Source organism: Streptomyces sp. 4F14 (genome assembly GCF_048159485.1).
In the GTDB taxonomy this organism is placed as follows: domain Bacteria; phylum Actinomycetota; class Actinomycetes; order Streptomycetales; family Streptomycetaceae; genus Streptomyces.
In genome coordinates this window covers 407,561-425,738 of the sequence record NZ_JBLRVY010000006.1, presented here as the reverse complement: position 1 = coordinate 425,738, position 18,178 = coordinate 407,561, and the positions used below count along the sequence as shown (strand labels likewise).

The 18,178-nt window shown below is 71.4% G+C and carries 18 protein-coding genes; 12 read left to right on the top strand and 6 right to left on the bottom strand.

The window, feature by feature from the left end:
- The first annotated feature begins 180 nt into the window (after window positions 1–180).
- From ACLZOT_RS13235 to ACLZOT_RS13195, 9 genes are all read left to right on the top strand, one after another.
- Complete coding sequence (locus ACLZOT_RS13235; RefSeq protein WP_416969031.1) at window positions 181–1,695, top strand: sugar ABC transporter ATP-binding protein; 1,515 nt, start codon at window positions 181–183, stop codon at window positions 1,693–1,695.
- Window positions 1,692–2,792, top strand: a complete 1,101-nt coding sequence (locus ACLZOT_RS13230) for an ABC transporter permease (protein ID WP_416969030.1) — start codon at window positions 1,692–1,694, stop codon at window positions 2,790–2,792. The genes ACLZOT_RS13235 and ACLZOT_RS13230 overlap by 4 nt, the downstream gene beginning before the upstream one ends.
- On the top strand, window positions 2,785–3,774 hold the full coding sequence (locus tag ACLZOT_RS13225; protein ID WP_416969029.1) for an ABC transporter permease: 990 nt from the start codon (window positions 2,785–2,787) through the stop codon (window positions 3,772–3,774). Before ACLZOT_RS13230 ends, ACLZOT_RS13225 begins: the two co-directional genes overlap by 8 nt.
- A 26-nt stretch (window positions 3,775–3,800) precedes the next feature.
- A complete protein-coding gene (rhaS, locus tag ACLZOT_RS13220) occupies window positions 3,801–4,883 on the top strand; it encodes a rhamnose ABC transporter substrate-binding protein (RefSeq protein ID WP_416969028.1) in 1,083 nt (360 codons plus the stop codon).
- A gap of 35 nt (window positions 4,884–4,918) precedes the next feature.
- Window positions 4,919–5,239 (top strand): L-rhamnose mutarotase, encoded by a 321-nt coding sequence (locus tag ACLZOT_RS13215; protein WP_416969027.1) that lies wholly within the window; start codon window positions 4,919–4,921, stop codon window positions 5,237–5,239.
- A 15-nt stretch (window positions 5,240–5,254) separates the two neighbouring features.
- Window positions 5,255–6,676: a BNR repeat-containing protein gene (locus ACLZOT_RS13210; RefSeq protein ID WP_416969026.1), complete on the top strand. Its 1,422-nt coding sequence runs from the start codon at window positions 5,255–5,257 to the stop codon at window positions 6,674–6,676.
- A gap of 76 nt (window positions 6,677–6,752) precedes the next feature.
- Window positions 6,753–7,778, top strand: coding sequence for a LacI family DNA-binding transcriptional regulator (locus ACLZOT_RS13205; protein WP_416969025.1), 1,026 nt, complete (start codon window positions 6,753–6,755; stop codon window positions 7,776–7,778).
- Between the two features lie 40 nt (window positions 7,779–7,818).
- Entirely contained in the window at window positions 7,819–9,105 is a 1,287-nt protein-coding gene (locus tag ACLZOT_RS13200) for an alpha/beta fold hydrolase (RefSeq protein ID WP_416969024.1), read from the top strand.
- A 24-nt stretch (window positions 9,106–9,129) separates the two neighbouring features.
- The gene (locus ACLZOT_RS13195) at window positions 9,130–9,939 is read left to right on the top strand and encodes a pentapeptide repeat-containing protein (RefSeq protein ID WP_416969023.1); all 810 of its coding nucleotides are present in this window, start codon (window positions 9,130–9,132) and stop codon (window positions 9,937–9,939) included.
- Here the strand turns inward: ACLZOT_RS13195 and ACLZOT_RS13190 are convergent.
- The gene (locus tag ACLZOT_RS13190; protein WP_416969022.1) at window positions 9,901–11,406 is read right to left on the bottom strand and encodes a cytochrome P450; all 1,506 of its coding nucleotides are present in this window, start codon (window positions 11,404–11,406) and stop codon (window positions 9,901–9,903) included. The genes ACLZOT_RS13195 and ACLZOT_RS13190 overlap by 39 nt on opposite strands.
- A 108-nt stretch (window positions 11,407–11,514) precedes the next feature.
- On the opposite strand from ACLZOT_RS13190, the gene ACLZOT_RS13185 reads away from it, so the two are divergent.
- Window positions 11,515–12,120 (top strand): TetR/AcrR family transcriptional regulator, encoded by a 606-nt coding sequence (locus ACLZOT_RS13185; RefSeq protein ID WP_416969021.1) that lies wholly within the window; start codon window positions 11,515–11,517, stop codon window positions 12,118–12,120.
- A 114-nt stretch (window positions 12,121–12,234) separates the two neighbouring features.
- On the top strand, window positions 12,235–12,954 hold the full coding sequence (locus ACLZOT_RS13180) for a DUF2470 domain-containing protein (protein WP_416969020.1): 720 nt from the start codon (window positions 12,235–12,237) through the stop codon (window positions 12,952–12,954).
- Window positions 12,955–13,042: 88 nt separating this feature from the next.
- On the opposite strand, the gene ACLZOT_RS13175 is transcribed toward ACLZOT_RS13180, so the two are convergent.
- The 3 genes from ACLZOT_RS13175 to ACLZOT_RS13165 all read right to left on the bottom strand — a co-directional run bounded on the left by ACLZOT_RS13175 (window position 13,043) and on the right by ACLZOT_RS13165 (window position 16,029).
- Complete coding sequence (locus ACLZOT_RS13175) at window positions 13,043–14,284, bottom strand: lactonase family protein (RefSeq protein WP_416969019.1); 1,242 nt, start codon at window positions 14,282–14,284, stop codon at window positions 13,043–13,045.
- Between the two features lie 97 nt (window positions 14,285–14,381).
- Complete coding sequence (locus ACLZOT_RS13170; RefSeq protein WP_416969018.1) at window positions 14,382–15,398, bottom strand: hypothetical protein; 1,017 nt, start codon at window positions 15,396–15,398, stop codon at window positions 14,382–14,384.
- 136 nt (window positions 15,399–15,534) lie between these two features.
- Window positions 15,535–16,029: an FBP domain-containing protein gene (locus ACLZOT_RS13165; protein WP_416969017.1), complete on the bottom strand. Its 495-nt coding sequence runs from the start codon at window positions 16,027–16,029 to the stop codon at window positions 15,535–15,537.
- Window positions 16,030–16,113: 84 nt separating this feature from the next.
- Between ACLZOT_RS13165 and ACLZOT_RS13160 the strand changes: the two genes are divergently transcribed.
- Complete coding sequence (locus ACLZOT_RS13160) at window positions 16,114–17,028, top strand: DUF3626 domain-containing protein (RefSeq protein ID WP_416969016.1); 915 nt, start codon at window positions 16,114–16,116, stop codon at window positions 17,026–17,028.
- On the opposite strand, the gene ACLZOT_RS13155 is transcribed toward ACLZOT_RS13160, so the two are convergent.
- Entirely contained in the window at window positions 16,974–17,600 is a 627-nt protein-coding gene (locus ACLZOT_RS13155) for a PAS domain-containing protein (RefSeq protein WP_416969015.1), read from the bottom strand. The two genes, ACLZOT_RS13160 and ACLZOT_RS13155, sit on opposite strands and share 55 nt — an antisense overlap.
- Window positions 17,601–17,638: 38 nt before the next feature.
- Window positions 17,639–18,169 carry an HD domain-containing protein gene (locus ACLZOT_RS13150; RefSeq protein ID WP_416969014.1) on the bottom strand — a complete coding sequence of 177 codons (531 nt, stop codon included), beginning with the start codon at window positions 18,167–18,169 and terminating at the stop codon, window positions 17,639–17,641.
- Window positions 18,170–18,178 lie beyond the last annotated feature (9 nt).

The window sequence follows — 18,178 nt, the reverse complement described above, 5'->3', positions numbered from 1 at the left end:
GTCAACCCCTCCGGCCGGGCGGGTTCTCCGTGACCGTCGCGTGACCTTCGGCTATCGAAATTTTTTCGAGACGGACCCATTGACGTGACATGCCCGTGGTGCCTACGGTCCCGGCAATCCAGTTGAAACCTTTCACGACGTCGTGGGGCCCACCGCCGACGTCGTCGTCGAGGAGTCCCCATGACCCACCCGTCCGACTCGGGACCCGCCCCGGTGCTGGCGCTGAAGGACGTCGCCAAGTCCTTCGGCGCCGTCCGCGCCCTGCGCGGCGTCTCCCTGGAGCTGTTCCCCGGCGAGGTGCACGCGCTCGCCGGGGAGAACGGCGCGGGCAAGTCGACGCTGATCAAGACGCTCGCCGGGGTGCACAGGCCGGACGCCGGCCAGGTGCTGCTCGACGGCTCACCGGTCGCCTTCCACGGCCCGGGCGACGCCCGCGACGCCGGGATCGCCGTGATCTACCAGGAGCCCACGCTCTTCCCCGACCTGTCGATCGCCGAGAACATCTTCATGGGCCGCCAGCCGCGCCGCGCCCTCGGCCGGATCGACCACAAGGCCACCCACGCGGCCACCGCCGCCCTGATGACCCGCCTGGGCGTCGCCCTCGACCCCGACCGCCCGGCGCGCGGCCTGTCCATCGCCGACCAGCAGATCGTCGAGATCGCCAAGGCGCTCTCCTTCGACGCCCGGGTCCTGATCATGGACGAGCCGACCGCCGCCCTCACCGGCAGCGAGGTCGCCCGCCTCTTCGGCGTCGTCCGCACCCTGCGCGAACAGGGCGCGGCGGTGCTGTTCATCTCGCACCGGCTGGAGGAGATCTTCGAGATCTGCCAGCGGGTGACGACACTGCGCGACGGCGCCTGGATCGCCAGCGAGCCCATCGACGGCATGACCGAGGACGACCTCGTACGCCGTATGGTCGGCCGCGACCTGGACGAGCTGTACCCGAAGCAGGACGTCACCCCCGGCGCCGTCGCCCTGAGCGTGCGCCGCCTGACCCGCGAGGGCGTCTTCACCGACGTCTCCTTCGACGTACGGCGCGGCGAGATCGTCGGCCTCGCCGGGCTCGTCGGCGCCGGCCGTACCGAGGTCGCGCGGGCCGTGTTCGGCATCGACCGCTGGGACGGCGGCGAGGTCACCGTCGACGGCAGGCCGCTCACCAACGGCGCCCCGTCCGTCGCGATGGCCTCCGGGCTCGCCCTGGTCCCCGAGGACCGCCGCGCCCAGGGCCTCGTGATGGACATGTCGATCGAACGCAACATCGGCCTCACCGGGCTGCGGACGACCGTGAAGGCCGGCCTCATGGACCGGGGCGCCGAGCGCAGCCGCTCCCTCGACTGGGCCGTCAAGCTCCAGGTCAAGTACGCCCGGCTGGCCGACACCGTCAACACTCTTTCGGGTGGAAACCAGCAGAAGGTCGTCCTCGCGAAATGGCTGGCCACCGGCCCCCAGGTGCTGATCGTCGACGAACCCACCCGGGGCATCGACGTCGGTACGAAGGCCGAGGTGCACCGCCTGCTGAGTGAACTCGCGGCCGACGGGGTCGCCGTCCTGATGATCTCCTCCGACCTGCCCGAGATCCTCGGTATGGCCGACCGTGTCCTCGTCATGCACGAGGGCCGGATCACCGCCGAGATCCCCCGCTCCGACGCCACCGAGGAAACCGTGATGGCCGCAGCCACCGGGAGGGCCGCATGAGCGCCGTCCCCGTCGAGGTGCCGAAGTCCTCCGGGACCCGGCTCGTCGACCGTGTCTTCAAGATGCGCGAACTCGCCATCCTGGTCGTCTTCCTGGTGATGATCGCCATCACCCAGGCCGGCAACAGCGAGTTCCTCTCCGAGCAGGGCATCAAGGACCTGCTGCTGAACGCGACGATCCTGGTCCTGGTCGCCACCGGCCAGTCGCTGGTCGTCATCACGAGGAACGTCGACCTGTCCGTCGGCTCCACCCTCGGCATCAGCGCCTTCGCCGCCGGCACCTACCTGCACGGCGGCGGGAACTCCGCCGTAGCCATCGCCCTCGCCGTCCTGCTGGGCATCGGGTGCGGGCTCCTCAACGGCCTGCTCGTCAGCCTCGGCCAGGTCCCCGCGCTCGTCGTCACCCTCGGCACCCTCTACATCATCCGGGGCATCGACTCCATCTGGGTCGGCTCCCGCCAGATCACCGCCGCCGACCTGCCCGAAGGGTTCGTCGACTTCGGCTCCGGCGGCATCTCGGCGATCCCCTACCTCGCGCTGATCGCGCTGGCCGTGCTCGTCGCGACCGCCTACTACCTCAAGCACTTCGGCAGCGGACGCGAGCTGTACGCGCTCGGCTCCAACCCCGAGGCCGCCCGGCTCGCCGGCATCCCCGTCCGCAAGCGGATCCTCGCCGCGTACACGTTCTGCGGGGCCCTCGCCGGGCTCGCCGGCGCGCTGTACCTGGCGCGGTTCGGGAACGTCGACTCCGGCACCGGCAACGGCTACGAACTCACCGTCGTCAGCGCCGTCGTCGTCGGCGGGGTCGTCTTCACCGGCGGCTCCGGGAGCGTGTACGGCGCCGCGCTCGGCGCGCTGCTGCTGACGTCCGTCAACAGCGTCCTGCCCGCACTCGGGGTCAGCTCCGTGTGGGTGCTCGCCATCAACGGCGTCCTGCTGCTGCTCGCCATCGCCGTCGACCGGGTCGTCGCGCTGCGGGTCGCCGCCTCGCTGAAGAAGAAGGCGGGGGCCGCGCGGATCGCCGCGGGCGGCAATGGCGTACCTGGCGACGGCGCACAGAAGACCGTCGTAGAGAAGAAGGGTGATCCCCGTGCCTGAGTCCCTGACCAGGGCCGTCCGTTGGGACACCGTCGTCGGTGCTCTGCTGGTCGTCCTGCTGCTGCTCTCCTTCACCACCGTGGACGGGTTCGGCAACGCGCTCAACCTGTCGTTCCTGCTGGGGAACACGCTGCCGATCGCGCTCGTCGCGCTGCCGATGACGATGCTCGTCGTGTCCGGCGAGATCGACCTGTCCGTCGCCTCCACCGCCGGGCTCTCCGGGGCCGTCATGGGGCGGCTGTGGAACGAGGGCATGACGATCGAGGTGATCATCCCGATCTGCCTCGCCCTCGGCGTGGTGTGCGGGCTGATCAACGGGCTGCTCGTGACCCGCCTCGGCCTGCCCTCCCTCGCCGTCACCATCGGTACCCTCGCCGCCTACCGGGGGATCGCGCAGATCGTCCTCGGCTCCGACGCGGTCACCGACTTCCCGTCCCAGTACCTCGACTTCGCGGCCGGACGGGTCGGCGACAGCTTCCTGCCGCAGGCGTTCCTGCCGTTCCTCGTGCTGCTGGCCATCGCGGTCGTCGTCCTGCACGCCACCCCCTTCGGGCGGTCCGTGTTCGCGATCGGCGCCAGCGAGGAGGCCGCGCGGTTCGCCGGCATCCGGGTCAAGCGGGGCAAGCTGATCCTGTTCGTCGTCACCGGTCTGATGGCCTCGCTGACCGGCATCTTCTGGGCGCTGCACTACTCCAGCGCCCGCTACGACAACGCCACCGGCCTCGAACTCTCCGTCATCGCCGCCGTACTGCTCGGCGGCATCGACTTCGACGGGGGCAAGGGGACGCTGGGCGGGGCCATCGCCGGGGTGTTCCTGCTCGGCACCGCGCAGAACGTCATGAGCCTCCAGGACGTCTCCGCACAGTCGCAGATCGTCGTCACCGGCGTTCTGCTGGTCATCTCGGTGCTCGGCCCGAAGGTCGCACGCCAGATCTCCGTCGCGAGGGCGGGCAGACAAGCCGCCTCGACACCGACGTCGTAACTCCGCTCTCGTAAAGGAAACCCGCCATGCGCAAGACCACTCTCCGCCGCGCCTGCGTCGCCCTCGCCGCCGTCTCCTCCCTCGCCCTGACCGCCACCGCGTGCGGCGGCACCACCAAGGAGGACGTGAAGACCGAGAACAGCGGCGCCGCGAACACCGGCGGCAAGGCCGACCCGAACGCCGCGACCAAGAAGGGGCTGACCGTCGGCTTCCTGCCGAAGCAGGTCAACAACCCCTACTTCACCTCCGCCGACAAGGGCGGCGAGACCGCGCTGAAGGAACTCGGCTCCAGCTACAAGGAAGTCGGCCCCTCCAGCGCCACCGACACCTCCGGCCAGGTGAGCTACGTCAACACGCTCACCCAGCAGCAGGTCGACGCGATCGCCGTCTCCGCGCAGGACCCGGGCGCGCTGTGCCCGGCGCTGAAGACCGCCATGGGCAACGGCATCAAGGTCGTCACCTACGACTCGGACACCAACCCCGAGTGCCGCAACGCCTTCATCTCCCAGGCCAGCGGCGAGGACCTCGGCCGCACCGAGGTGCAGCTCCTCGCCGAACAGATCGGCTACAAGGGCGAGATCGCGATCCTGTCGGCCGCGCAGACCGCGACCAACCAGAACGCGTGGATCGAGTTCATGAAGGAAGAGCTCAAGGACCCGAAGTACAAGGACATCAAGCTCGTCAAGATCGCCTACGGCAACGACGACGCGCAGCAGTCCTTCCAGCAGACCCAGGGCCTCCTCCAGGAGTACCCGAACCTGAAGGGGATCATCTCCCCGACCACCGTCGGCATCAAGGCCGCCGCCCAGTACCTCTCCGGCTCCAAGTACAAGGGCAAGGTCAAGCTCACCGGCCTCGGCACCCCCAACGACATGCGCAACTACGTCAAGAACGGCACCGTCGAGGCGTTCGAGCTGTGGGACCCGGCGAAGCTCGGTGACCTCGCGGCGCGGACCGCCGTCGCGCTGGCCTCGGGGCAGATCACCGGCAAGGAGGGCGAGACCTTCAAGGCGGGGGCGACGACCTACACGATCGGCGCGAACGGCGTGATCACGCTGGGCAAGCCGACCGTGTTCGACGCGAAGAACATCGACCAGTTCAACTTCTGATTGACAGTCAGTTGTCTAAAACTCAGGGGGCGTTGATGCAGCGAGTCTGTTTTCTCCTCAAGGTCCGTGCCGACCGGCTCGACGAGTACCGCGAGCGCCACGCCGAGGTGTGGCCGGAGATGCTGGCGGCGCTGAGCGCCACCGGCTGGCGCAACTACTCGCTCTTCCTGCGCGAAGACGGTCTCCTGGTGGGCTACCTGGAGACCGACGACTTCGCCGCCGCGCAGGCCGGCATGGAGGCCACCGACGTCAACGCCCGCTGGCAGGCCGAGATGGCGCCGTTCTTCGAGTCGCTGGACGGCGCCCGCCCGGACGAGGCCATGAAACCGCTCACCGAGGTCTTCCACCTAGCGTGATTCTGTAGGAGCCGCATGAAAAGACGTACCGTCCTCACGACGGCGATACTTGCCGCCGTGAGCACGCCAGGCATAGCAGGCACCGCACGGGCGGCCGACCCCGGCCCCTCCGTCAGCCTCCGCCAGAACACCCAACTCGACGCCCAGGCCGTCTTCTTCGTCTCCTACGACGGCCTGGTGAACAACAACTCGTTCCAGAAGAACGGCCTGTTGACCTACAAGGGCTACCAGTACGCCGTCTGGTACACGGCCGCCCGCAACGCGGTCGTCGCCCGCCGCGCCCTGGGCGCCTCGTCCTGGTCGACGGTCACCCTCTCCCACCAGCTCAAGGCGAACGACTCCCACAACGTCATCTCCATGGGCGTCTCCAAGGTGGACGGCCGCCTCCACCTCAACATGGACTCCCACAGCGACGGCTTCTTCTACGTCAAGTCGGTCGCCGGGCTGATGGACAACCCCGGTACCACGGCGTGGACTTCGGCCGCGTTCGGCGCCGTACAGACCACGCTGGACGGGCTGGCGCTGACGACCCAGTTCACCTACCCGCAGTTCATCGCCACGCCCGAGGGGAAGTTGCAGCTCAGCTACCGGGTCGCGATCTCCGGCAACGGCCGCAACGCCCTCGCGGAGTACGACGGTTCGGGCTGGACGGCGCTCGGGGAGTGGTCCAGTTCGACGGGGACGTACACGAGCGAGCACGGCTCCTCGACGGCCCGCAACATGTACCTGCACGGCATCGACTACGACAAGAACGGCCGCCTGCACTCCTTCTTCACCTGGCGGGAGCAGAACGGCTCGGTGATGTGCTCCTCGGGCGGCATCACCAACCACGACACCGGCTACGTCTACTCCGACGACCGGGGCCGCACCTGGCGCAACAACGCGGGGGCCGTCGTCGGCACCACCGGCGGCTCCGACAAGGTCGCCGTCACCGACAGCGGGCTCGTGGTCGACGCCCTCAACCCCGACCACTCCCTGATGAACCAGGAGAGCCAGACCACCGACGCCGCCGGCCTGCCGCACGCGATCATCTCGTACGTCCCCGGCCGCTTCGGCCAGTGCACGACGAACTACGTGAACGACCGCACGGCCAACGGACGCGCCTTCCACCTGCGCAAGAACAGCTCCGGCAGCTGGCAGAAGACCGAGATCCCGGTCCCCCTGAACTCCAGCCAGCGCACCAAGCTGCTCCTGGACAAGTACGGCAACGCCTACGCGATCTTCCCCTTCGGCCGGATCGCCGCCGCCTCCAAGGCGTCCGGCTACACCGACTGGACGATCCTGTACGACGGCTCCGGACTGAACGCCTTCGGCGAGGTCGTCATCGACGAGTCGCGGGTCGCCGCCGACAACGTCCTGTCCTTCATGTACCAGGAGAAATCCAGCGGTACGACGCCGTCGGCGCTGCACGTCGTCGACTTCACGTTGCCCGCCTGATCCGTCAGGGGTACGGCCGGGCCGGTACTGTGAGGTCCCGCCCGCCGTACCCCGTTCACCTGGAGGTATCCGTCCGATGGCCCAGTCGGTGGGTATCAAGGACGTGGCCCGCGCCGCCGGAGTCTCCGTCGGCACGGTCTCCAACGTCATCAACCGCCCGGACACGGTCGCGACCGAGACCCGGGCGCGCGTCCTGTCCGCGATCGACCGTCTCGGGTACGTCCGCAGCGAGTCCGCGCGGCAACTGCGCGCCGGGCGCAGCCGGATCATGGGGCTGCTCGTCCTCGACATGGGCAACCCCTTCTTCGTCGACGTCGCCCGGGGCGCCGAGCGCGCCGCCCGCAACGCCGGGCTCGGCGTCATGGTCTGCAACAGCGCCGAGAGCGTCACCGAAGAGGCCGACTACCTCTCCCTCTTCGCCGAACAGCGCGTGCGGGGCGTCCTGTTCACCCCCGCCGACGCGACCGGGCGCAACATAGAGTCCTTCCGCCGGCACGGCATCCCCTTCGTCCTCGTCGACCGCGTCTCGGACGGTACGACCGAGTGCTCGGTCTCCGTCGACGACGTCGCCGGCGGCGCCCTCGCCGTACGCCACCTCATCGACGCCGGCCACCGCTCCATCGCGTACGTCAGCGGGCCGCCCGGCTTCAACCAGGTCCGGGACCGCCGGACCGGCGCGCTCCAGGCGCTCGCCGAGGCGGGCCTCGGTCCCGAACGGCTGAGGGAACTGCCCACCGAACGCCTCGACGTCGCCGCCGGACGCGACGCGGGCGCCCGCCTCCTCGGCCTCGCGGACCGGCCGACGGCGGTGTTCTGCGCGAACGACCTGCTGGCGCTCGGGGTCCTCCAGGCCATGTACGCGGCCGGGGTGAACGTCCCCGACGACCTCGCGATCGTCGGCTACGACGACATCGAGTTCGCGGCGGCGGCTGCGGTGCCGCTGACGTCGGTCCGCCAACCCGCCGTGACCATGGGGGCGTTGGCGGCGGAACTCCTCCTGGAGGAGACGGACGAGGACACGCCGAAGCGGGCGCACGAGCACCGCAGGGTGGTGCTCCAGCCGGAACTGGTGGTGCGGAGGTCGAGCCTGTCGGCACGGTGAGTGATCATGGAGGCTGTCCGCCTTCACCCCGGGAGCCCCCGTGACCGTCCCGCACTACCGCCAGCCCGGCGTCGTCCTCACCGACCACCGCTTCACCGTGCCCCTGGACCACACCGACCCCGACGGGGAGACGATCTCCCTGTACGCGCGCGAGGTCGTCGCCAGTGAGAAGGCCGGGCGGGAGCTGCCGTGGCTGCTGTACCTCCAGGGCGGGCCGGGTTTCGGGGCGGACCGCAGCGTCGGACGCCCCGGCTGGCTGGGGAGGGCGCTGCGGGAGTACCGGGTGCTGCTGCTGGACCAGCGCGGCACCGGCCACTCGACGCCGGCCACCCGGCAGACACTCCCGCTGCGCGGCGGGCCCCGCGAACAGGCCGCGTACCTCACGCACTTCCGCGCCGACTCCATCGTCCGGGACTGCGAACTGATCCGCCGCGAGCTGACCGGCGACGCCCCCTGGACCGTCCTCGGCCAGAGCTACGGCGGCTTCTGCACGGTCACCTACCTCTCGCTCGCCCCCGAGGGCCTCGCCGCCGCCGTCGTCACCGGCGGCCTGCCGTCCCTGGACGCCCACGCGGACGACGTGTACCGCGCGGCCTACCCGCGCATGGAACGCAAGGTCACCGCCCACTACGCCCGCTACCCGCAGGACGTCGACCGGGCCCGCCGTATCGCCGAACACCTGACGGACACCCCCCTCACCCTCCCCAACGGCGGCCTCCTCACCGTCGACGGCTTCCGCAGCCTCGGCATCCTCCTCGGCGGCGGCGAGGGCAGCCACCGCCTCCACCACCTCCTGGAGTCCGCGTTCGTCCCGACGCTCGCGGGCGAGGCCCTCTCCGACGAGTTCCGGGAGAACCTCCAGAACCACCTCTCGTACGCGAAGAACCCCCTCTACGCGCTGGTCCACGAGTCGATCTACGGCCAGGACACCCGCCCCACGGCCTGGTCGGCGGACCGGGTCCGCGCGGAGTTCCCGCAGTTCACCGGCACCGACCCGTTCCTGTTCACCGGCGAGACGATCCACCCGTGGATGTTCGAGACCGACCCCGCCCTGCGCCCCCTGAAGGAGACGGCCGACCTCCTGGCCGCCCGCACGGACTGGACCCCGCTCTACGACAGGGCCCGCCTGGCCGCGAACGAGGTCCCGGTCGCGGCGGCCGTCTACCACGACGACCTGTACGTCGACACCGCGCACTCCCTGGAGACGGCGAGGGCGATCAAGGGCCTCAGGACCTGGGTGACGGACGAGTTCGAGCACGACGGCATCCGGGCCGGCGGCCCCCGCGTCCTGGACCGGCTGCTGGCCCTGACACGGGACGAAGCGTGATGTGCGCCCCCGTAGGGTGGGGGCATGGGAGAAACGATGCCCGCCCCGGCTGACCTGCGCGGCGACTGTACGAACTGCTTCGGGCTGTGCTGTGTGGCCCTGCCCTTCGCGCTCTCGGCGGACTTCGCCTTCGACAAGCCCGCCGGCACCCCCTGCCGCAACCTCCTCGCGGACCACACCTGCGGTATCCACGACCGGTTGCGGCAGAGCGGCTTCACCGGCTGCACGGTGTACGACTGCCTCGGCGCCGGCCAGAAGGTCTCCCAGGTCGTCTTCGAGGGCCGCGACGGAGGCCGTCGTATGCACGAAGTCTTCCCGGTGGTACGGCAGTTGCAGGAACTCCTGACGTACCTCACCGAAGCCCTCACGCTGCCCGCCGCCCGCCCTGTGCACGCCGGACTCCGTGAGGCGCTGGCGCGTACGGACGTGCTGACCCGGGGGACGCCGGACGAGCTGCTCGCTCTGGACGTCGCCGAGCACCGGCAGTCCGTGGCCCAACTGCTGTCGCGGGCCAGTGAGTTGACGCGGGCCGGGGTGCCGGGGAAGAAGAAGCGGCGGCGGGGCGCGGATCTGATGGGCGCCCGGCTCAAGGGCGCCGACCTGCGCGGGGCCGATCTGCGGGGCGCCTATCTGATCGCCGCCGACCTCACCGGCGCGGATCTGCGGGGTGCGGATCTGATCGGGGCGGATCTGCGGGACGCGGACCTCAGCGACGCGGATCTGACCGGGGCGCTCTTCCTGCTCCAGCCGCAGGTCGACGCGGCGCGGGGGAGTGCGGGGACGCGGCTGCCGGGGTCAGTCGGCAGGCCGGTGCACTGGGCAGCGGGGGGCTGAGGCGGGGGCGGTGCAGGAGGTGGGCTCGGTGTCCTCGCGGGTCCTCGTGTGTTCAGCAACGGTCTTGCCGGGGGCGGCCGTTCGGCGGTCCAGGCCCAGGCGCAGGCCCTCCGGCATCAGGGTCAGGCGTTCGGTGATCCGGAGTCGGTAGGCGGGGTCGGGGCGCAACTCGTAGCGGCGCAGCAGGAGTCCGAGGACGAGGGTCGCCTCGTGCAGCGCGAACTGCCGTCCGATACAGGCGCGTGCGCCTGTGCCCCAGGGCTTGAAGGTGTGCGCCGGCCGCGCGCGGACCGCCGCCGCGTCGAAGCGGTCCGGGTCGAACCGTTCCGCGTCCGGGCCCCACGCCTCGGGATCGCGGTGCACCAGCGAGGTCAGGACGAGCGCCCACGCGCCGCGCCGCATCGGATGCTCCCCGGCGAGCGAGGTGTCCTCCAGCGCCTCCCGCGAGAACGCGGGCGCGGTCGGCCACAGCCGCAGTGTCTCGTCCAACACCCGCCGTACGTAACGGAGTTTGGCGACCTGCTCGTACTGCGGCACCTCGCTGTCCCCCCACACCCGGTCCACCTCCGCGCGGGCGCGGGCGGCGATCTCGGGGTGCAGGGAGAGGTAGTGCAGGGCGAAGGAGAGCGCCCCGGAGGTCGTCTCGTGCCCGGCGACCAGGAAGGTGATGACCTGGCGGCGCACGTTCTCGGCGGACAGCCGCTCACCGGTCTCGGGGTGGGCCGTGTCCAGCATCCGGTCGAGGAGGTCGCCGTCCCCGCCGCCGTCCGCCTTCCGGGCGCGGACGAGGTCGTCGACCGTGTCGTTGAGGAACGCGATGTCGGCCTCGTTGCGCTTGGCCGCGCGCCTCAACAGGGCAGGGAACGGGAGGCCGTTGAGGCGCTGGGCGTAGCTGAGGGTGCCGACCATCGCGGTGACGAAGGGGTGCGGGCGGGACCGCTCGAAGGAGCCGAAGTCGTGGCCGAAACCGGTCCGGGAGATCGTCTCCAGGGTCAGCTTCGTCATGTCCCCGGGCACGTCCACGGTGACTCCCGACGCCGCCGCCCGGTCCCAGCCGGCGGTCAGCCGGGCCGCCACGTCCAGCATCATCGGGTGGTACGCCGCCATCGCCTCCCGGCTGAACCCGGGCGCCAGCACGTCATGCGCGAGCTGCCAGTTGGGCTCGTGGTTGTGCGCCGTGAACAGGCCGTCCCCGGCGACCGGGCGGAGGTTGGCGATGCCGAGCCCGACATGCTTGGCGAACCGCGACTCGTCCGCGAGGTCGGCCGCGAGCCGCGCGCCGCCGACGAACACGAACTCCTTGCCGAACGCCTTGCGCCGGAAGATCGGCCCGAGTTCGGCGCCGAAGCGCATCGTGTCCTGGAGCGGGGTCGCGCGGTTCACGCCGCGCACGTCACCGAGGAGCGGTATCCGGCCCTTCGGGTGCGGTACGCGATGCAGTTCGGGCCAGCCCTGTGCGGCGTCCATGGCGCGATCTCCCTTGATCCTGCGGCACGTTGAGCCTGTTGTACGTGAGTTCAATAGCGGCTTTCAGTCTGATCCGCCTATTGAATCCACGTCAAGTAAAGTGCTGCCATGACCGCCGAACAGGGGGAGCGCGTCCGGCGCCGGCTCAGTACGCGGGAGCGTCGCGAGCAGTTGCTGTCGGTCGGCGCCCGGCTGTTCTCCGAGAGTCCGTACGACGAGGTCTGGATCGAGCGGGTCGCCGAGATCGCCGGGGTCTCACGCGGGCTGCTCTACCACTACTTCCCGACGAAACGGGACTTCTTCGCGGCGGTCGTCGAACGCGAGAGCGCGCGGATGCTGCACCTGACGGCGGCCGTGCCGGGCGTGCCGGTCCGTGAACAGCTCTCCGCCGGGCTCGACGTCTTCCTCGGGTACGTCGAGTCCCACGCCCACAGCTTCCGCGCCTTCCACCGCGCCGACGCCGCCGGCGACCCGGCCGTACGGCGCGTCTATCAGCGGGCGCTCGCCGCGCAGGAGCGGCAGATCCTCGCCGCGCTCGCCGCCGACCCCGAGTTCGGGCCGCTCTTCGGGGAGCGCCCCGAGGTACGGCTCGCGGTGCGCGGGTGGCTCGCGTTCATGACGTCCGTCTCCCTGGAGTGGCTGCGGGGGAGCGAGTTGTCGCGGGATCAGGTGCGGGAGCTGTGCGCGCGGGCGTTGCTCGGCGTCCTGGCGTGAGCCGGCGTCGGCCGGTGTGAGCCGCGCCTCTTGGCGGACCGGTGGCCGGCTGATGGTTGGCGTGCGCCTCGATCTTCGGTAAGTTAGGCAAGGCTTACCTAAGGAGGTCTTCGGATGGGTGACAACCCGAGCTGGACTGCCGCGCCTTCCGCGGCGCAACGCGCCCGGTCGATCCTCGCCACCGCCTGGTCCTGCGGGGTCACCGCGGACGGCGGACGCGAGGAGTTCGTCGGCGCCCACACCGTCACCGACGACGGCCGCGTACTGCTGTGCGTGCCCGACGACAGCGCCCTCGTCACCGCCGCGATCTGCGCCCCGCGCGGCGAGCCCTCCGCGGTGCTGGAGTTCGCCGACGTCGCGCCCGTCCCCGTCCGGGGCCGGATCCGCTCCCGGCTGTGGCTCGCCGGCTGGTTCGCCCCCGAGGACGGCCTCCTCGGCTTCCACGCCACGCGCATCGTACTCAAACAGCCGACCGGCGCCGTCGTCGTGGACCGCGACGAGTTCGCCTCCGCCGCGCCCGACCCCCTCGCCACCGCCGAGGCCGGACTCCTCACCCACCTCGCCGACTCCCACCCCGACGCCGTCGAACGCCTCACCCGGCTGGTCGGCCGCGACAGCCTGCACGGCGCCGTACGCGTCCACCCCCTCGCCGTCGACCGGCACGGGCTGACCCTGCGCATCGAGCGCGCCCGTACGCACGGGGACGTACGACTGGCGTTCCACGCACCGGCCGACGACGTCTCCCAACTGACCGAGCGGATGCACGCGTTGCTGACGCAGGCGAGCACGGCGTCGTGCGGGCGGACGTTGCAGAGGCAGCGGGAGGACGGGTGAGGGGCCTCGCGGCGGGGGCGCCGGGTTCGTGGTGGCGTTCTGTCGAGGGGGCGGGGGTGTGCGCGGGCGGGGTGTGCGCGGGCCTTGGTCAGAGGGGGAGCGCGCAGACCGCCATCGGGGAGGCGTACGGCTCGCCGGTCGGGGTGAGTGCTCCGGTGGCCGGGTCGACCCCGAAGACCGTGACCGTGCCCGATCGCTGGTTCGACGCGAACAGCAGGCGGCCGTCGGGGGAGAGGGAGACATGGCGGGGGAAGTCGCCGCCCACCGCGACCGTGCCGAGCAGCCGCAGCCTCGCGCCGTCCGCCTCCACGCCGTACCTGGCCAGCGTGTTGTCGACCCGGTTCGCGAGATACGCGTACGCCCCGTCCGGCGTCACCGCCAACTGGGCCGGATAGCTGGGGTGTTGCTTCGACCCCGTCGACAGCGGCTCCCCGATCGTCAGCCGGCCCGACTCCGCGTCGTACGCGCACACCGTGACCGTGTCGTCCAACTCGTTCGCCAGGTACGCGTACCCGCCCCCGGGGTGGAACACCAGATGCCGGGGACCCGCCCCTGAACGGGAGCGTGCGCGGGAGACCTCGGTGAGCGTCCCCGCGGTGCCGTCGAGGCGGTACGTGTACACCGTGTCGGTGCCCAGGTCGACCGCCAGGACGTACCTGCCGTCCGGCGTCGTGATGATCTGGTGGGCGTGCGGGCCGTCCTGGCCGGGGCCCGGAGCGGGTGAGTCGTGGGTGATCGACTGGGTACGTTCGCCCAGCTCGCCGCCGCTCCCGATCGGGTGCACGGCGATACTTCCCGAGCCGTAGTCCGCGCTCAGCAGCCACCGCCCGCTGGGATGCACCGACAGATGGCAGGGATGGCGGCCCCCTGTCCCACGGCTCCCCAGCACCTGCCCGTCCGCGATCCGCACGGCGGTCACCGAGCCCTGCTCCCGCTCGTTCACCGCGTACAGCGTCCGCCCGTCCGGATGCACGGCCAGAAACGAGGGGTCCGGAACGCCGGTCACCGTCCCGGTGGTCGTGATCTTCCCGGTCGCCGGGTCGTACGAGGCGAGCCGGATGCCGTCCCCGCCGCCGGCCTGGGAGGTGTAGGTCCCGACGTACAGCGGCCGAGGCCCGGCAGGCACGGGGCTCGGACTGCCGGACACCCTGGGCTGGGGAGCGCGGGAAGGCTCCGTCAGACGCTCGGCAACAGCCTCCTGCCCTTCCCCGGCACACCCCACGACGCCGCCACCGACCACCGCGCCCAACAGCCCGCCGAACCGACGCCTGCTCCACCCGCCACTCATCCCACACCTCGCATCCTCGCCACCACTGCCACCCGCCACCATGACCCGCCGAGGGCCGAGGAGGCAAAACGGGGAGCCGGGGAGGGGCGTTTTCCAGCAGGCCCGGTTCCTCTGCGGTCGGCAGCCCCCCTCCCTCAGCTCACCACTCCCCGTCCTCCACCGCCTTCCCCCGCGCATCCTTCAGCGGCGTGACCTGGCCAGGACCCGGTTCCTGCCAGGCGTCCAGGTCGTCGCCGATCCAGTCGCCCACCGGCTTCACCTCGCCGAGTGTCCCGGTCGGCGGCAGGTCCTCGGCCTGCTCGTCGTAGTAGTCGAACCAGGGGAGCCCGGCCTGCGTGTACGCGGCGCGGTCCACCGGGGACGGGGGAGGGGCCTCGCCGGTGATGCGGCGCCACTCCGGGGGAGTGACGAGGTGGACGAAGAGGCGGGCCGCCGGTGCGGGGGACCAGTCCGTGAGGGGGCGGTCGTCGCGGTACACCTCCTGCCGCATGGCACCGCCGACGCCCAGCCCCATCGCGGCGCCGGGGCGAGGCGCCGAGGCCATCGCGCGCAGCGGACTCGCGGTGGCCGCCTCGGCGGCGAAGGCCGTGGGACCGAACCGCTTCGTGTGCTGGCGCTGCGCCTCCCGCCACACCCGCAGTCGCTCCTCGGTCAGCGTGAACGACTGGAGCTGGACCCCGCCCCAGGTCTCCTCGCCGGTGACCTGCCCCTCGACGGTCGCCCCGAGCCCCAGCGGAACCGCGACGAACTGCCGGACAGTCCCCTCCCCGGAGTTGACGCCGTCGAGCCAGGGCTGACGGGGAAGGACGACGTAGTTCTGCGGATCCCGGGAGAGCCGGTCACTCCACGGCCTCCCCGAGACCGCGCACACCTTCCCCACCCCCACCTGAAGCGCCGCAGGCTCCCGCGTCCCCGTGAAGTTCAGCCACATCGCCTCCCGGAGATACATCGGCAGCATGACCCCACCCCGCGCGAGCCAGTGCGCAGGAGCCGTCTCGGGATAGTCGCCGATCCGCCGCACCGGAAACTCCCCGAGCCCCGGCGGCAACGGATGCGTCCCCGTCTCGGGCAGCCGCAGCGTCCGCATGAACCGCACGGCCACCCCGCCCGGCATCCGCAGCACGTCCCCGTCGATCCGGACCTTCGCCTCCGCCATGACCTCGCTCCTTCCACCGTCGTCCCGCACCATCCGCTGCTGCCCGGTGAACGCCCGGCCCTCCCCACCCAGTTCCCCACCCCCACTCGATCACCCGTAAGGAGGAACCGTCCGGCGCCGGGTACGGCACGGCAGTTCAGACCGCCAGCTTGTCCAGGAACGCCGCCAGCAGCCCCGTCGTACGGGCGATCTGTTCCTCCACGGTCAGGCTCTCCTCGAAGCGGCTGCCCGAGTCGGGGAGTCTGCGGCCCCGGATGTAGAGGGAACAGGCGAGGTCCGTGCACATGTAGACGCCGACGGAGTTGCCGTCGCGGCCGGCCGGGCCGGCCTTGCGGGCGGTCATCAGGGAGACGCCGCCGCCCCGGTGGGTCGTCAGGCAGAGGGAGCACATGCTGCGGTGCAGGAAGCCGCGCCGGGAGGACGGGAAGCGGAGGGTGATGCCGGTCAGGCGGCCCGCGTGCTCGGTGACGAGGTAGCTGCGGTCGGGCGCCCCGGGGTCGCGCCAGCCGAGGAAGTCGAGGTCGTCCCAGGGGCGTGTCTCCAGGTCACGCGGGACCGCGAGCCGTTTGGCCTCCCCTTTTGAACAGTTCACGAAGGAGTTGCGGATCTCCGGCTCGGTGAGCGCGCGCACGGTTAGCCTCCAGAGGTCGAGAATCTCAAACCTAGTATCCCTAGGTTTGGGCCTAGAGTAAGCAGTCAACCTGAGGAGGAGCCAGTGGATTTCGCGTCCCCGCGCGCGCGTGCCGCAGTCGCCCATGTCACCACCCGCGCGTACGGGCCCGCCGTCCCGCCGAACCTGCGGATCACCCTGAACTTCCACCCCGACCGCGCGGCCGGCGGGGAATCGATTCTGCGGGCGCTCGCGCGGGACGGCGCCTACCACTCCCAGTTCGTCACCGGCACCAGCAACGGCGGCCTCACCGCGCACCCCGGCGGCGACCGCTGGCGCTGGGAGAGCCGCATCTTCGGCGGCGCGTACGACGACGCCGCACCGCACGAACGGCCCGTCTACGGCGCGCTCGACTTCCGCCGCCAGGTCGTCGGCGCCGCCCCGCGCTTCGGCTCCGCGCACTTCCGCCTCACCGCCGAGACCCTCGCCCGCGCCACGTTCTGCTACCCCGACAGCGCCGCCGAACCGACCGATTTCGGTGTCGCCGCGTCGTCCTCGCTGACCGCCCTCGCCGCAGCCGACGAACAGGACGCCCTCAACGACTACATCGAGACCCAGGTGCACGGCGGAGTCGACCTCGCGAGAGACGTCGAAGCGGTCGTCCTGGACGCCTGCTACCGAGGTACGCCGGTCGAGGCCGAGGCATGCCTCCTCCCGGTCCGAGTCGAATGGCACCCCGGCTACCACCTCACCGTCCCCGAACTCCATGCCCACGCGGACTACCGGGGCGCCGAGTACGCCGCCCTGGGCGAGGAGATCGCCGACGACGGCCACATCGACCCCCGCGTGATCGGCGACGCGGCACGCACGGGCCGCTACGAACTCCAGGACCTCAAGATGATCTGGCACACGCTGGCCCGCTTCGGAGCACCGGAGGGAGCGGGCACGGCGCGAACCCCGCCCCCTCACCCCCTCCCCTCCGGCGGCCACACCCCCGCCGCGAGCACCCCCTCCGCATAAGCCCGGGCCACCAGCTCCGTACGGTTCGCCGCCCTCCACCGCGCCGACAGCCGCCGCAGGTGATAGCTCACCCCGTCCGCGGTGAGCCCCGTCTCCCGTGCCGCCCGAGCCGTGGTCGCGCCCCCGGCGAGGAGCGCGAGGATACGGGCCTCGACGGGGGTGACGGCGTCGGAGGGCGGCGGGCACGTGGCGGGCTCCTCGTCGAGGATCCGCAGCATGACCAGCAGCGCCGGGGTCTTGCCGACGCTGTCGCTGACGGGGTCGGCGGTGAGTTCGCCGTGCCGGACCCGCCCGCCGGGCGCGTCCCACCGTACGGACACCTGGTAGCGGGACCGGTGCCGCAGCCGCAGCGCCTGCGCGATCCGCTCGACCTGTTCCGCCTCGACGGGCCGGAACAGGTCCAGGACGTCCCGCCCCTTGAGCCGCCCCGGCGTCGCCCCGAACTCGGCGGCCATCGCGGGATTCGCGAGCAGCACGGCCCCGTACACGTCGCACACGGCGACCGGGACGGACACCCGGTCGAAGAGGGTCAGGGCCCGGTTGCGCCAGACGACGGCCTCGTCCGCCGTCATCCGGCACCGGCCACGCGGGGTTCTCGCATACGGCGACCCTACCGACCTGCGTGGACGGGGTGCGCGGCCTGCCAGGCGAGGCGGCTGTCGGCGGCCTCGCCGATGCGGGTGAGGGTCTCGTCGAGGCGCAGGAAGACCTCCCAGACGGGCCGCCCGCAGGCCCGGGAGAGCTCGGCGACGACGAGGTCCTCCAGGTCGGTGACGCGCTTGTTCTTCCAGATCTTGTCGGCGAGGCTCACGAGCAGATCCTCGGGACCGGCCTCGGGCGACTGCCAGGCCGCGTGCGTGCCGGCGAACCGGGCGAGTCCGGCGGGGACCCGGCGCGCGAGCAGCAACTCCCGCCCCGCCTCCTCGTGCAGGGACCCAGGGCCGGACAACTCGGCGGGGTGCACGGCCTTGCCGATGTCGTGCGTCGCCGCCCCGAACAGCACGGCCTCCCGGTCCACAGCGAGCCCGAACTCTCCGACGGTGTCGAGGAGTTGGGCGGCGACGTCGTGCACGGCCCGCAGGGGCAGCGGCAGGAGCGGGGGGTCGGTGGTCTCGTCGAGGGCGATCGCGGAGACAGACATCCGACCAGC

Bases quoted from the DNA above. Each gene is read 5' to 3' on its own strand.
- ACLZOT_RS13185 (WP_416969021.1), top strand. From the start codon at position 11,515: ATGACCGCCGAACAGGGGGAGCGCGTCCGGCGCCGGCTCAGTACGCGG.
- ACLZOT_RS13150 (WP_416969014.1), bottom strand. From the start codon at position 18,169: ATGTCTGTCTCCGCGATCGCCCTCGACGAGACCACCGACCCCCCGCTC.
- ACLZOT_RS13230 (WP_416969030.1), top strand. From the start codon at position 1,692: ATGAGCGCCGTCCCCGTCGAGGTGCCGAAGTCCTCCGGGACCCGGCTC.
- rhaS (WP_416969028.1), top strand. From the start codon at position 3,801: ATGCGCAAGACCACTCTCCGCCGCGCCTGCGTCGCCCTCGCCGCCGTC.
- ACLZOT_RS13155 (WP_416969015.1), bottom strand. From the start codon at position 17,600: ATGACGGCGGACGAGGCCGTCGTCTGGCGCAACCGGGCCCTGACCCTC.
- ACLZOT_RS13205 (WP_416969025.1), top strand. From the start codon at position 6,753: ATGGCCCAGTCGGTGGGTATCAAGGACGTGGCCCGCGCCGCCGGAGTC.
- ACLZOT_RS13195 (WP_416969023.1), top strand. From the start codon at position 9,130: ATGGGAGAAACGATGCCCGCCCCGGCTGACCTGCGCGGCGACTGTACG.
- ACLZOT_RS13210 (WP_416969026.1), top strand. From the start codon at position 5,255: ATGAAAAGACGTACCGTCCTCACGACGGCGATACTTGCCGCCGTGAGC.
- ACLZOT_RS13175 (WP_416969019.1), bottom strand. From the start codon at position 14,284: ATGGTGGCGGGTGGCAGTGGTGGCGAGGATGCGAGGTGTGGGATGAGT.
- ACLZOT_RS13215 (WP_416969027.1), top strand. From the start codon at position 4,919: ATGCAGCGAGTCTGTTTTCTCCTCAAGGTCCGTGCCGACCGGCTCGAC.
- ACLZOT_RS13190 (WP_416969022.1), bottom strand. From the start codon at position 11,406: ATGGACGCCGCACAGGGCTGGCCCGAACTGCATCGCGTACCGCACCCG.
- ACLZOT_RS13180 (WP_416969020.1), top strand. From the start codon at position 12,235: ATGGGTGACAACCCGAGCTGGACTGCCGCGCCTTCCGCGGCGCAACGC.
- ACLZOT_RS13235 (WP_416969031.1), top strand. From the start codon at position 181: ATGACCCACCCGTCCGACTCGGGACCCGCCCCGGTGCTGGCGCTGAAG.
- ACLZOT_RS13170 (WP_416969018.1), bottom strand. From the start codon at position 15,398: ATGGCGGAGGCGAAGGTCCGGATCGACGGGGACGTGCTGCGGATGCCG.